The sequence below is a fragment of the Butyricicoccus porcorum genome, assembly GCF_051246315.1.
Lineage (GTDB): Bacteria > Bacillota > Clostridia > Oscillospirales > Butyricicoccaceae > Butyricicoccus_A > Butyricicoccus_A porcorum.
Genome location: NZ_CP178353.1, coordinates 270,143 through 283,478 on the forward strand (window position 1 = coordinate 270,143; position 13,336 = coordinate 283,478).

General features: G+C 53.8%; 14 protein-coding genes and 1 tRNA gene. 3 read left to right on the plus strand and 12 right to left on the minus strand.

What is annotated here, in order from left to right:
* The 5 genes from carB to ACLM7Z_RS01255 all read right to left on the minus strand — a co-directional run bounded on the left by carB (position 1) and on the right by ACLM7Z_RS01255 (position 6,206).
* On the minus strand, positions 1–3,195 hold the full coding sequence (carB, locus tag ACLM7Z_RS01235; RefSeq protein WP_087021167.1) for a carbamoyl-phosphate synthase large subunit: 3,195 nt from the start codon (positions 3,193–3,195) through the stop codon (positions 1–3).
* On the minus strand, positions 3,195–4,292 hold the full coding sequence (locus ACLM7Z_RS01240; RefSeq protein ID WP_273350214.1) for a carbamoyl phosphate synthase small subunit: 1,098 nt from the start codon (positions 4,290–4,292) through the stop codon (positions 3,195–3,197). Before ACLM7Z_RS01240 ends, carB begins: the two co-directional genes overlap by 1 nt.
* 71 nt (positions 4,293–4,363) lie before the next feature.
* Positions 4,364–5,272, minus strand: coding sequence for an orotidine-5'-phosphate decarboxylase (gene pyrF, locus ACLM7Z_RS01245; protein ID WP_087021173.1), 909 nt, complete (start codon positions 5,270–5,272; stop codon positions 4,364–4,366).
* A gap of 31 nt (positions 5,273–5,303) precedes the next feature.
* On the minus strand, positions 5,304–5,855 hold the full coding sequence (gene pyrR, locus ACLM7Z_RS01250) for a bifunctional pyr operon transcriptional regulator/uracil phosphoribosyltransferase PyrR (protein ID WP_087021176.1): 552 nt from the start codon (positions 5,853–5,855) through the stop codon (positions 5,304–5,306).
* Positions 5,856–5,888: 33 nt separating this feature from the next.
* Positions 5,889–6,206, minus strand: a complete 318-nt coding sequence (locus tag ACLM7Z_RS01255; protein WP_435645480.1) for a hypothetical protein — start codon at positions 6,204–6,206, stop codon at positions 5,889–5,891.
* Between the two features lie 35 nt (positions 6,207–6,241).
* Between ACLM7Z_RS01255 and ACLM7Z_RS01260 the strand changes: the two genes are divergently transcribed.
* On the plus strand, positions 6,242–6,436 hold the full coding sequence (locus tag ACLM7Z_RS01260) for a hypothetical protein (protein WP_087021179.1): 195 nt from the start codon (positions 6,242–6,244) through the stop codon (positions 6,434–6,436).
* Between the two features lie 53 nt (positions 6,437–6,489).
* On the opposite strand, the gene ACLM7Z_RS01265 is transcribed toward ACLM7Z_RS01260, so the two are convergent.
* Positions 6,490–7,062, minus strand: a complete 573-nt coding sequence (locus tag ACLM7Z_RS01265; protein ID WP_273350210.1) for a TetR/AcrR family transcriptional regulator — start codon at positions 7,060–7,062, stop codon at positions 6,490–6,492.
* A 179-nt stretch (positions 7,063–7,241) separates the two neighbouring features.
* Here ACLM7Z_RS01265 and ACLM7Z_RS01270 point away from each other — a divergent pair.
* Positions 7,242–7,315, plus strand: a tRNA-Gly gene (locus ACLM7Z_RS01270).
* A gap of 229 nt (positions 7,316–7,544) precedes the next feature.
* On the opposite strand, the gene ACLM7Z_RS01275 is transcribed toward ACLM7Z_RS01270, so the two are convergent.
* A complete protein-coding gene (locus ACLM7Z_RS01275; protein ID WP_087021188.1) occupies positions 7,545–8,273 on the minus strand; it encodes a phosphatase in 729 nt (242 codons plus the stop codon).
* 59 nt (positions 8,274–8,332) lie between these two features.
* Positions 8,333–9,271 (minus strand): HPr(Ser) kinase/phosphatase, encoded by a 939-nt coding sequence (hprK, locus tag ACLM7Z_RS01280; protein WP_087021190.1) that lies wholly within the window; start codon positions 9,269–9,271, stop codon positions 8,333–8,335.
* A gap of 240 nt (positions 9,272–9,511) precedes the next feature.
* Between hprK and rpmB the strand changes: the two genes are divergently transcribed.
* Positions 9,512–9,700, plus strand: coding sequence for a 50S ribosomal protein L28 (rpmB, locus tag ACLM7Z_RS01285; RefSeq protein ID WP_087021193.1), 189 nt, complete (start codon positions 9,512–9,514; stop codon positions 9,698–9,700).
* A gap of 292 nt (positions 9,701–9,992) precedes the next feature.
* On the opposite strand, the gene ACLM7Z_RS01290 is transcribed toward rpmB, so the two are convergent.
* Genes ACLM7Z_RS01290 through der form a run of 4 tightly spaced genes read right to left on the minus strand, consistent with a single transcriptional unit; the run spans position 9,993 to position 13,273 of the window.
* Positions 9,993–10,259: a hypothetical protein gene (locus tag ACLM7Z_RS01290; protein WP_087021196.1), complete on the minus strand. Its 267-nt coding sequence runs from the start codon at positions 10,257–10,259 to the stop codon at positions 9,993–9,995.
* Between the two features lie 24 nt (positions 10,260–10,283).
* Positions 10,284–11,291, minus strand: coding sequence for an NAD(P)H-dependent glycerol-3-phosphate dehydrogenase (locus tag ACLM7Z_RS01295; RefSeq protein ID WP_087021199.1), 1,008 nt, complete (start codon positions 11,289–11,291; stop codon positions 10,284–10,286).
* 41 nt (positions 11,292–11,332) lie between these two features.
* Positions 11,333–11,941 carry a glycerol-3-phosphate 1-O-acyltransferase PlsY gene (plsY, locus tag ACLM7Z_RS01300; protein ID WP_087021202.1) on the minus strand — a complete coding sequence of 203 codons (609 nt, stop codon included), beginning with the start codon at positions 11,939–11,941 and terminating at the stop codon, positions 11,333–11,335.
* The gene (der, locus tag ACLM7Z_RS01305; protein WP_087021205.1) at positions 11,942–13,273 is read right to left on the minus strand and encodes a ribosome biogenesis GTPase Der; all 1,332 of its coding nucleotides are present in this window, start codon (positions 13,271–13,273) and stop codon (positions 11,942–11,944) included.
* Between the last annotated feature and the right edge of the window lie 63 nt (positions 13,274–13,336).

Genomic DNA, 13,336 nt, shown 5'->3' on the forward strand with positions numbered 1-13,336 from the left:
TTACTGAAGGTGTACCGTGTTGATATCAACCAGCTCGCACGACTCAATGCGCGTATCGCCTTCCAGGCAGCGCAGCAGCGCGTTTGCGGTATCAATCGCCGTCAGGCACGGGATTGCATGCTCAACCGTGGAGCGACGGATCTTGACCGCACCAAGCTCCGGATGACGACCCTTGACAGAAGTGGTAATGACATAGTCAATATCACCCGATTCAATCAGGTCAATCATATTCGGGGACGGCTCATCGACGTTGCGGACAGAGTTGGTCGCAACCATGTGGCGGTTGAGAACGTTTGCCGTGCCGCTGGTCGCATACAGCTCAAAGCCCAGCTCGGCAAAGCGCTCGGCAACCGTCACGATTTCCTGCTTATCCGCATCGCGGACGGAAATCAGAACCTTGCCCTTCTTCTTCATCTCATAGCCTGCGCCCATCATGCCCTTGAGCAGAGCCTCACGGAACGAGGTGGATACACCCAGAACCTCGCCGGTCGATTTCATTTCCGGTCCGAGCTGGGTATCGAGGTCACGCAGCTTCTGGAACGAGAAGACCGGAACCTTGACCGCATAATGCTCGCACTCCGGATACAGTCCGGTGCCATAGCCCATGTCGCGCAGCTTCTCGCCAAACATGCAGCGGGTTGCCAGATCAACCATCGGCACGCCCGTAATCTTGGAGATATACGGGATGGTACGGGACGAACGCGGGTTGACTTCGATGACATAGACCTCATCGTTGTACAGAACGAACTGGATATTGACCAGACCGAGAACTGCCAGCTCCTTGGACAGCTTCTTGGTGTAATCAATGATGGTTTTCTTGTGCTTATCCTCAATCGTGATGGACGGATATACAGAGATGGAGTCACCCGAATGGATGCCGGCGCGCTCCATGTGCTCCATGATACCCGGAATCAGGATATCCTCGCCGTCACAGATGGCGTCGACTTCGATTTCACGACCCATCAGGTACTTGTCGACCAGAACCGGGTTCTCGATCTTGGTGCGGGTGATAACCTGCATGTATTCGCGGATATCCTCTTCCTTGTAGGCAATTTCCATGCCCTGGCCACCGAGGACATAGGACGGGCGGACGAGTACCGGATAACCCAGACGATCTGCAACCTCGACTGCCTCTTCCTCCGTAAATACCGTGTCACCCTTGGCGCGCGGAATGCCGGTCTTGTTCAGGATAACATCGAACTTCTCGCGGTCCTCCGCGGCGTCAATGCTCCATGCCGGGGTGCCCAGAATCGGCACACCGAGCTTTTCCAGATGCTCTGCCAGATTGATGGCAGTCTGACCGCCAAACTGAACGATTGCCGCATCCGGCTTCTCGGCATTGACAACTCCCGTGACATCCTCCGGCGTCAGCGGCTCGAAATACAGGCGGTCTGCCGTATCGAAGTCGGTGGAAACGGTCTCCGGGTTGTTGTTGATGATGACAGTCTCACAGCCAAGCTGCTGGAGTGCCCAAACCGAATGAACGGAACAATAGTCGAATTCGATGCCCTGACCGATGCGGATCGGGCCGGAACCGAGTACCAGAATCTTCTTTCTGCCGTCGGACGGCTTAACTTCGCTCTCCTCATCGTAGGTGGAATAATAATACGGGGTTTCCGCCTCGAATTCTGCCGCACAGGTGTCAACCGTCTTGTAGACCGGCATGCGGGTGACCTTCTCAACCGACTTACCGGACAGGCGCTCAATGACCTTGTCGGTAAAGCCAAATTTCTTTGCCGAGAGATACAGCTCCGGCGTAATTTCTTCCGCCTGCTCCAGCGCATGTTCCATGTCAATAATGCGCATAAAGCCGTGCAGGAACCAGGTGTCGATCTTGGTGATCTCATGCACCTCATCGATGGTCATGATACCACGGCGGAATGCCTCACAGATGGAGAACAGGCGCTCATAATCGCAGGTCTTGACCTTGGCGATAATATCCTCGTCGCTCATCTTCGCAATCAGCGGCATGGACAGCGAATCGACCTTCATTTCAATCGAACGGACGGCCTTCATCATGGCGCCTTCAAAGCTGTTGGAAATTGCCATGACCTCACCGGTCGCCTTCATCTGCGTACCGAGGGTCTTGTCCGCATAGACAAACTTATCGAACGGCCAGCGCGGGAACTTGACAACGCAATAGTCCAGCGTCGGCTCGAAGCAGGCTGCCGTCTTTCCGGTGACGGCATTGGTCAGCTCATCCAGACCATAGCCGACCGCAATCTTGGCCGCAATCTTGGCAATCGGATAACCGGTCGCCTTGGATGCCAGTGCAGAGGAACGCGATACACGCGGGTTTACCTCGATGACGGCATATTCAAACGAATCCGGGTTGAGTGCAAACTGGACGTTGCAGCCGCCCTCGATGCCCAGCTCCGTGATGATCTTGAGCGCAGAGGTACGGAGCATCTGATACTCATAATCGCACAGCGTCTGGCTCGGCGCGACAACGACCGAGTCGCCGGTGTGGACGCCGACCGGATCGATGTTTTCCATATTACAAACCGTGATGACGTTGCCCTTGCCGTCACGCATAACTTCGTATTCGATTTCCTTCCAGCCCGCGATGCACTTCTCGACGAGGATCTCATCGACACGGGAATACAGGATGCCGGAAGCGGAAATCTCACGCAGCTCGTCCCAGGTATAAGCGATACCGCCGCCGGTGCCGCCGAGCGTATATGCCGGACGGATGATGACCGGCAGACCGATTTCCTTGGTGAAGGCAACCGCATCTTCAACCGTGTGCACGACCTTGGACGCGATGATCGGTTCGTTGATCTTTTCCATCGTGTCCTTGAACAGCTGGCGATCCTCCGCCTTGTCGATGGTGGTCGGGTTTGCACCCAGCAGCTTGACGCCATACTCGTCGAGGAAGCCGTTGGCAACCAGCTCCATCGCAATGTTCAGACCAGTCTGGCCGCCCAGCGTCGGCAGAATGGAGTCCGGACGCTCCTTCTTGATGATTTCCTGTACACACGGGATGGTCATCGGCTCAATATAAACCTTGTCTGCCATCGCCTTGTCCGTCATGATGGTCGCCGGGTTGGAGTTTACCAGAATGACCTCAAGACCTTCTTCGCGCAGCGCGCGGCAGGCCTGCGTGCCTGCATAGTCAAACTCTGCTGCCTGACCGATGACAATCGGGCCGGAGCCGAGTACCATTACCTTATGAATATCGTTGCGCAGCGGCATTACTGAGCGCCTCCTTTCTTCTCATCCATGAGGGAAACAAACTGGTCGAACAGATACGCAGTGTCCTGCGGGCCCGGCTTGACTTCCGGATGATACTGAACGGTGAAAATCGGGGCGTTGATGTGCTCAATGCCTTCACAGGAATTGTCGTTGATGTTGATATGGCTGACGCGGGCAATTTCCGGGTTGACGGTATCGCCCACAACCGCATAGCCGTGGTTCTGGCTGGTAATATAGGTGCGATCCTTGGCCAGATCCTTGACCGGATGGTTGACGCCGCGGTGACCGAACTTCATCTTTCTGGTCTCCGCACCGATGGCGAGTGCCAGCAGCTGATGGCCGAGGCAGATGCCGAAAATCGGCATGCCCGAACCGATCAGAACCTTAAGGTTTTCGATGATCTCGGTATTTTCCGACGGGTCGCCGGGGCCGTTGGACAGCATCACGCCGTCATAACCGCCGTTCAGGATGGTCTGCGGGTCGGTGTACGCCGGCATGACAGTGACCTCACAGCCGCGTGCGCACAGCTCGCGCTGGATGTTGCGCTTCACACCGAAGTCGAGCAGCGCAACGCGATGCTTCTGCTCGGTCGTTGCCGGATAAACCTCCGGCTCACAGATGGTGACCGCCTTCACTGCGCCGGTCACCTTATATGCCTTCATCTGTTCGATCATCGCTTCGTCCGGCTCATGGCCTTCGGAATAGAGGATTCCGTTCATAACACCGCTGTTGCGCAGAATACGGGTCAGGCGGCGGGTATCAATCCCCGCCAGGCCGACAACGCCTTCCTTCTTCAGGTAGGCATCCAGCGAACGGTCACAGCGCCAGTTGGACGGATAATCGCACGCTTCGCGCATGATAAAGCCGGAAACCCAGCACTTGCGCGACTCAAAGTCGTCTGCATTCAGGCCATAGTTGCCGATGAGCGGATAGGTCATGCAGACGCTCTGTCCGTAATAGGACGGGTCGGTCAGCACTTCCTGATAGCCCGCCATGCCGGTATTGAACACGATTTCCGCAATAGATGCGCCCTCTGCACCGACGCTTACGCCTTCAAACAGCGTGCCGTCAGCCAGCAGGAGATAGGCTTTCTTCAAGGTTCCATACACTCCTTATCTTCTATGTGAAAAAAACTTTAACAAACTGAAATTAAGATGCTGTCCGCAAATCAGCGGATTGCGCTTACGATATCATCGCGCATGCGGATTGCTTCCTGACGCGCGGCTTCCTGATAATCGAGGTCGCACTTCTTCCATGCACACATGATGCCGCGGGAAGAGTTGACAATTGCGCCCAGGCCGTCGTCATTAAACGCATTGGCAATATCCTTTGCGGTTGCGCCCTGTGCGCCGTAGCCCGGTACGAGGAAGTAGCTGTGCGGGATAATCTTGCGGATGATCTTCTGCTCCTCCGGATAGGTTGCACCGACAACCGCACCGACCTGCGAGTAACCGCACTCCGTCATGAGGTCTTCGCCCCATTCCGCGACCTTCTCCGCCATGCGGACATACAGCGGCTGGTCACCCATCAGGCGGTTCTGGAACTCGCCGGAAGACTTGTTGGATGTCTTGACGAGGACATAAATGCCCTTGTCGCGGTTTTTGCACTCAGTCAGGAACGGATTGATGCCGTCCGTACCCAGATAAGCATTCACGGTGCAGGAGTCGCTGTCGTAGACCGGCAGACTCTCGCCACAGACCTCGCTGCGACCCAGATATGCCTGTGCATAGGCGGTTGCTGTTGCACCAATGTCGTTGCGCTTGATGTCCGCGATGACATACATGCCCTTTTCGTGTGCATACGCGATGGTATCGCGCAGGACAATCGCACCCTCCGGGCCGAGCAGCTCATAATATGCCGCCTGCGGCTTGATCGCCGGCACGATATCACACAGCGCGTCAATCAGGCCCTTATTGAACTCCATCATACTCGCAGCTGCTGCCTTCAGCGTCTTACCGTACTCTGCAACATATTTTTCGGTGATATGGTCCGGGATATACTCCAGACGGGCATCCAGCCCCGCAACAGTCGGATTGTTTTTCTCGCGAATCTTGCTTACCAGTGCATTGACAGACATAATCTCTTCCTCCTGTGGATTGGTGTGTGTCTTATTCCTGTTCGGCTTCTGCGTCAGTCAGAATGGCGACGCAATCCCTGCCGTCATATTCCTTCATATAAACGCGAACGGTTTCCGCGCGCGAGGTCGGCAGATTCTTGCCGACATAATCCGGACGGATGGGGAGTTCTCTGTGACCGCGGTCGATGAGCGCGGCGAGCTGAATGCACTGCGCGCGCCCCATATGCAGTACGGCTTCCATCGCCGCACGCACTGTTCGGCCGGTAGACAGTACATCATCGACTATAATCACGCTGCTGTGCTCAATATCCTCGATCACCGGCAGCTGTGCGGCATCGGTACCGCCCTGCTTGTCGTCGCGGAATGCGGTGATGTCCAGCGAAACCAGAGGCGGGCGTGTGCCCTCCACCTCACCGATTTTGTCCGCAATGCGTTCGGCAAGGAACACCCCGCGCGTGCGCACACCCGCCAGAACAATCCCCGTGCTGCCGTGGTTATGCTCAATGATCTCATATGAAATCCGATTAATCGCACGCCGCATGGCGTTTTCATCCATGATTTCCGCCTTTTTCACCTGCTTCATCCGTTCCCCTCCCATCGGAAAATAAAAAACGGCTCACCGCACCAAACAGGCGGGAAGCCGAAAAGCCAAAGGTGGGTAATTTGAACCCAATTCCCCTTCTTCACTTACTGTTCCGAACGCCTTGCCGAACTCACGGGAACGGCTTAAAGGTGCAGTTTTTTCTTGTGTTTTATCTTGTGTTTTATTATATACCGCACGGCGGATTTTGTAAACCGAAATGCGGACAAACTTTCCGTCGAAATGCACAGGATGCGCCTGTTTTCGCCAAATATTTTGTCCAGTTATCAAAAAATATACATTTTGAAACCATCCCCTGCATTTTCCTGCATACGTTTCGCGTCCGACGGGCATGCTGATACCAGACTCGGAGAAAGGGGAATGCAGCGATGCGTACAGGTTCTTTTCTAACTGGTGTCATCACCGGATTTGCAGGTGCTGCCGCAACAGTAATGGCAGTCAATTATACGCTCGCCGGAACGAACACCGGACGCACAATCTCACGCACAGCGCACAAAACGGCAGGCATGGTCAGTCAGGCGGTACAGGATGCCGCAAACACGGTCGACAAAATGGTGCAATGATGCAGAAAGGGACGGCTCTTCCGACAGAAGCCGTCCCCGGTTACATACGATCTTCAGATCACAATCGCGCGGTTAATCATATCATCCAGACAGTCAACCAGCGTCTTGCCGGTCATGCCTTCTCCCTCCTGAAGCCACATGTTCAGGCATCCGATGATGCCGCTCGAGCAGAACCGGCAGATATATTTTGCCTGTTTGCCGGTATCATTCAGATTCAGCTGCTCCTGCACCCTGGTAATCATGTCCTCGATCACCACTGTGAATTTGCTTTGCAGGCCATCCCCGACGCTGCTGCTGTGAAATAGCGTCCGAATCAGAAATTTTTGTTCCTGAATATATCCCATAGCCTGCTCCAGCATATGCCTTGCAGAATAATTTTCCGGCGTTGGGCTGTAGCTGGAAATGACCTCCTTAAAATCATGTACCAATTCATCCTCGATTTTTTCACGCAGATCATAGGTGTCCGTGTAATGGAAATAAAATGTACCGCGATTCAGATCCGCGCGGTCTGTAATTTCCTTTACTGTGATATCTTTGAACTCCTTTTCGTTCATCAGCTCCGCCAACGCCTGCCGCAGCAGCCGCTTTGTGCGCCGAATTCTTCTGTCTTCTTTCTGCGCTGCCATATATACTCCTCCAATACAGCCTTCACTGTACAATTTTATTTGATTTGTATTATACTATACAGCGTGCCGATAAGCAACAGTTCCATGCGCAATTCCCGTGCCCTGCCGCATAAAAATTTATATTTTACTTGCAACCGAATTCCAGATATGGTATAGTAAATATGTTACGAAACTGATACGCAGGTATAGTTCACCGGTAGAACGGCAGCTTCCCAAGCTGCATAAGCGGGTTCGACTCCCGTTACCTGCTCCAAAATCAAACCCTGTATTCAGTATGAATGCAGGGTTGTTTTTTTGATGTTATTCTAATCCTGTGATATTCTACAAACAAAAAACGGACACACCGATCGACCGTGTGTCCGCACGTATGATACCAAATCTGAGAGAGCCCTTGAAACCCGACTTGCGTCCGATCTGACAGCAGGCTTCTATCCAACCAAAATGACAAAAGCGGCAGTCGGAAGGCTGCCGCTTCGGTATCCTCATGCAAAAATATCAATGCCCCTACGTTCCAGCAGGAAATTTCGCAGGCGGTTTTCATCTGCATTGATAACCAGCTCCTCCGGCACACCCGCAGACTGCACCAGCTCCAGCGCGGCATCCACCTGCCCGACAGCAAATTCCGAATGCGCATCCGATGTGACCATAATCGGCACGCGGTATTTTGCGCACAGCTTTGCGATTTCTGTACAGTTCTCCCAGCTGCCCTTGCGCACGCGTGTGGAATTGTTGTTAATCTCCACGATTTTGCCATACTGATTGCACTGTGAGATGAGTTTTTCCTTGTCGAACGGGAATTTGCTGTTGCCCAGATGGCCGAAGCACATGACGAGTGGATTTTTCAGAATGGTATCCAGCGCAAGGTCATGTGCGCGCTGGTCTGCCGGGGAATAGCACGGCCCATGGAACGAGGCAATCGTATAATCCAGCGATTCTGCCGCCTCCAAGGAAATGGGATCAATGCCGCCGTTGGGCGGCAGAATATTATATTCAATGCCCCACAGCACATAGACTCCGTCAATCCTGTGCGGAAACGGGCGATTGGCTCCAAAATGCCACCAGTGCGGCGCGTCGTCCATGGCAGGGCCATGATCCGTGATGGCGATGGCAATATGCCCCTGCCGTTTTGCGCCCTGCACCATCTCATGCAGCGAGCTGTATGCATGTGTGCTGGCATTGGTGTGCGTGTGCATATCTGCGACAATTTTCATACAATCCTCCTTGTAAAAAACCGCCTGACAAGCAGCTGTCAGGCGGTGTGTCAAACGTTTTATTGGTTCATACCCATCGACTTCATCATGCGCTCATTGAGCTCCTTTGCCGCATTGTAGCCCATCGACTTGTGTCTATGGTTCATGGCGGCAACCTCAATGATAACGGCGAGGTTACGTCCGGGGCGTACCGGAACGGTCAGCGACGGAATGCTGAGGCCCAGGATGTCATTATACTGGTTGTCCAAGCCAAGGCGGTCATACATTTTGCCCTCTACCCACGGCTCCAGATTGATAATCAGGTCGATGCGTTCGGTGTCCTTGATGGCGCCCATACCGAAAATACGGCGGACATCTACAATACCGATACCACGCAGCTCGATAAAGTGGCGGATAATTTCCGGCGCAGTGCCGACCAAGGTACGGTCAGAAACACGCTTGATTTCAACGGCGTCGTCTGCAATCAGACGATGTCCGCGCTTGACCAGCTCAATGGCAGTCTCGCTCTTGCCAACGCCGCTGTCGCCGAGGATGAGCACGCCTTCGCCGTAGATTTCAACCAGTACGCCATGCATCGTGATGCGCGGTGCAAGCGAAACCTTCAGAGATGCGACAATCGCGTTCATCACGGATGACGTAAATTCGTTGGTTCGGAGCACGGCTACGTCATATTTTTTTGCAGCCTCGACCAGTTCGGGGAATACTTCAATATTACGTGTGATAATGACAGCCGGAATACCGGTAGAACACAGCTGATCGAAGATTTCATAGCGCTTTTCACTTTCAAACTGTTCTACATAGGTATTCTCAACTTTTCCCATAATTTGCAGGCGATTTGGTTCAAAATAATCAAAATAACCGGCAAGCTGAAGTCCCGGACGGTTGACGTCATCTGTGGTAATTTCAATTTTCTCAAACCCTTCCGGGCCGTAAATAATTTCAAATTTGAACTCAGTAATCAGCTGGCCAAGTGTTACGCTGAATTCTTTCAGTTGCATGTCCTTCAGCCTCCTATGCTATCCTATTTCTCTCACCGTTTCTGCCAGCCCGGCAGTACGGATATATGATATCTCAACTGTATATATTATTATAACGGATACCTCTGGTCAATGCAATGCGCCCGCTCTGTTTTTTTATATCTGCCAAATATTTTTGTCCATTGCTCTTGCATTTCTCTGTTTGTTGTGGTATTATAATATCCGTTACTCAAATGATAAAGATAAGGAGGTGCAGGAAAGATGGCAAAGTGTGAAGTTTGCGGCAAGGGTGTAACTTTTGGTATCAAGGTTTCCCATTCGCACAGACGTTCCAACCGTACTTGGAAGCCCAACGTTCGCCGCGTAAAGGCTATCGTTAACGGCACTCCGTGCCATGTCAATGTTTGCTCTCGGTGCCTCCGTTCCGGCAAGGTTACCCGCGCAATCTGATTTGATATCAACGGGAATAAATTGGCTCTCTGCGAACACGCAGGGAGCTTTTTTCATGCCGGAGACTTCGGCACCGGTCTCCTGCCTCCGGTTCATGCGCCGCGCTTGATTTCAGTTCGCCGGGGGCCCGCTCTCGTTTTGCTCGCCTGCCACAGGCAGGACGCGGCCTCCGTTCCGGCAAGGTTACCCGCGCAATCTGATTTGATATCAACGGGAATAAATTGGCTCTCTGCGAACACGCAGGGAGCTTTTTTCATGCCGGAGACTTCGGCACCGGTCTCCTGCCTCCGGTTCATGCGCCGCGCTTGATTTCAGTTCGCCGGGGGCCCGCTCTCGCTTTGCTCGCCTGCCACAGGCAGGACGCGGCCTCCGTTCCGGCAAGGTTACCCGCGCAATCTGATTTGATATCAACGGGAATAAATTGGCTCTCTGCGAACACGCAGGGAGCTTTTTTCATGCCAAATCGCCCCAGATATGCGCTCTCAGCAACCGCCCTCCCAGCAGGGAGATTTTTCATTTTCACACAAAACAGCGGGCGCAGCCGATAAAATTCCGGCATGTGTCCGCTGCTCTGTCTGTATGATTATCTCCAGATGTCTTCAATCTCGCTCTTGCGCGGGCGTTCCATGAGCTTCTGGATGCATTCCTGTACCGGTTTGCCGCGATACAGCAGGTCATACATGGCGCAGGTAATCGGCATGTCAATGCCTTCCTTCTTTGCCAGCATATAGCCCGCCTCGGTTGCATAATAGCCCTCGACAACAGCGCCGACTTCCTTCATCGCCTGCTGTGCATCCATGCCCTGTCCAATTTTAATACCGGCACGGCGGTTGCGCGAATGCATCGAGGTGCAGGTAACAATCAGATCGCCCATACCGGACAATCCGGCAAAGGTCTCACTGCGTCCGCCCAATTTGACACCAAGGCGCGCAATCTCTGTCAGACCACGCGTCATCAGTGCTGCCTTGGAGTTGTCGCCCAGTCCGACACCGTCACAAATACCTGCTGCCAGTGCGATGATATTTTTAAAGCAGCCGCCCAGTTCTGCACCGATGATATCCGGCGAGATGTAGACACGGAATCGGTCATTCATAAATGCCTGCTGTACGAGCGTCGCCGCAGCGCGCGACTCAGACGCTGCCAGAATCGCAGTCAGAATACCGCGCGCAACCTCCTCCGCATGGGTCGGGCCGGTCAGTGCGACAACCGGATTTTTTCCATTTGTCGCATTCGTGATGGTCTCAGAAAAGCGGCAATAGCCGTTGTCACGGTCAAGACCCTTGCCGACGTTGACAATCACAGTCTGCGGCGGAATGATGTGCGACAGCTGCTGTGCGGTCGAGTGCACCGCAAACGACGGCACGGCCATCAGAACAATATCTGCTTCCGCAGCACCTGTCAGGTCATTGGTAATCTCAATATCCTCCGGCAGCGTTACACCGGGCAGCAGGCGCTCATTGCCGTGCTCCTCGCGCAGCATACGGCATTCCTCTTCAAAAAATGACCAGGCGGTGACCTCATGTCCATTTTCATGCAGGAGGATGGACAGCGCCATACCCCAGCCGCCGCAGCCGACTACAAAAATCTTCATGCAGAAACTCCTCCGTATTGATCGTACACCGCGCAGCGCCATTATTTGCGGCTGCTGTGCAGCGTAAGCTTATTTTCTTCCCCGTGCAGAATGCGAACGATATTACTGCGGTGCATATAGATGACCGCAGCTGCCATGGCAACTGTCAGCACGAACATCGGAATATCCCGGTAAAAGAAATAGGTCAGGAACGGAAACAGCGCTGCCGCTGTCACAGAACCGAGTGAAACCCATTTCGTGGTGCCGACCAGTATGAGAAATACCACCAGCAGGATCAGGATAATACGCCAGTCGAACATTGCGATCATAGTCGCGCCAACCAACACGCCCTTTCCGCCTTTAAAGCCAAAATACAGTGGAAAAACATGTCCGAGTATGACAAACGCACCTACAATCAGCTTGCCCATAGCACCCATCAGCATGCCGCCGACATACAGCGCAACAGCAGCCTTTGCCACATCGCCGACCAGTACCAGCAGCGTCCTGCCGCCGCCCATGCAGCGGTATGCATTGGTCAGTCCGGCATTGCCGCTGCCCTTTGTACGGATATCATATCCCATGGTCAGCTTGGACACCAGAATGGCTGAATTGATGCTGCCCAGCAGGTAGCCCACTACAGCGAGGACGAGAATATTGACCACCAAATCCATTTAGCCATTCTCCTTATCCCCGCGTTCGCGGATAATCATGCGGATCGGCGTGCCGTCCAGACCATATACCTCACGAATCTGGTTTTCCAGATAGCGCTGGTAAGAAAAATGGAACAGCCGCGCGTCGTTGCAAAAACATACAAACGTAGGCGGACGAACCCCCGACTGCGTCATATAATAAATCTTCAGGCGGCGACCCTTGTCCGTCGGCGGCTGTACGCGCGCCGTCGCCTCTGCCAGCAGCGAATTGAGCTGGCCGGTCGGGATACGCCTGCCATTCTGTTCATAAACAGCATTGATGGTATCAAACAGCTTGGGAACACGCTGGCCGGTCATCGCAGACAAAAACAGCACCGGTGCGTACGGCATATATGCCAGCCCTTCGCGCACACGGCGCGTATATTGATCCATCGTCTTACCGTCCTTCTCAACAAGATCCCACTTGTTGACGACGATAATGCATGCCTTTCCGGCATCGTGCGCTTCGCCTGCAACCTTGGTATCCTGTTCGGTGACGCCTTCAGTCGCGTCAATCATGATGACGCAGACATCAGACCGCTCAATCGCCATCAGGGAGCGCATGACGCTGAATTTTTCCACCTTTTCATCGACGCGGGAGCGCTTGCGGATGCCCGCTGTATCGATTAACAGATATTTGCCTTTTTCGTTTTCAAAGCGCGAATCGACGCTGTCGCGCGTCGTGCCCGCGATATTGCTGACAATCACGCGCTGCTCGCCCAAAATCTGGTTGATGAGCGAAGACTTTCCGACATTCGGCTTGCCGATGACAGCGACCTTGATATACTCGCTGTCCTCTTCGTTCCCCTCTTCCTCCGGGAAATATTCATAACAGGCGTCCAGCAGATCGCCCGTACCGTAGCCGTGCAGCGCGGAAATCGCATACGGCTCACCCAGACCGAGGTTGTAAAACTCATAAAATTCCGGCGGCTCCTTGCCCGGGCGGTCACATTTATTGACCGCGAGCACCACCGGCTTGCGCGAGCGGCGCAGCATGGTCGCAACATCCTCATCCGTTGCGGTGATGCCGCTGTGCAGATCGGTCATCAGAACAATCACGTCCGCCGCATTGATGGCGATTTCCGCCTGCATACGCATAAATTTCAGTATTTCGTTGTCCGTGCTCGGCTCGATACCGCCGGTATCGACGACCTGAAACGGGCGCCCGCGCCATTCCGAATCGGCATACAGGCGGTCGCGGGTAATACCCGGCGTATCCTCGACGATGGACAGGCGTTTGCCCGCCAGGCGGTTAAACAGCTGGGACTTGCCGACATTCGGCCGTCCGACAATTGCAACAATTGGCTTTGCCATAATGGAATACTCCTTTCTGCCTGCGGATATGCTTCCAAACCACATCCGTTGCAGCGGATTTAT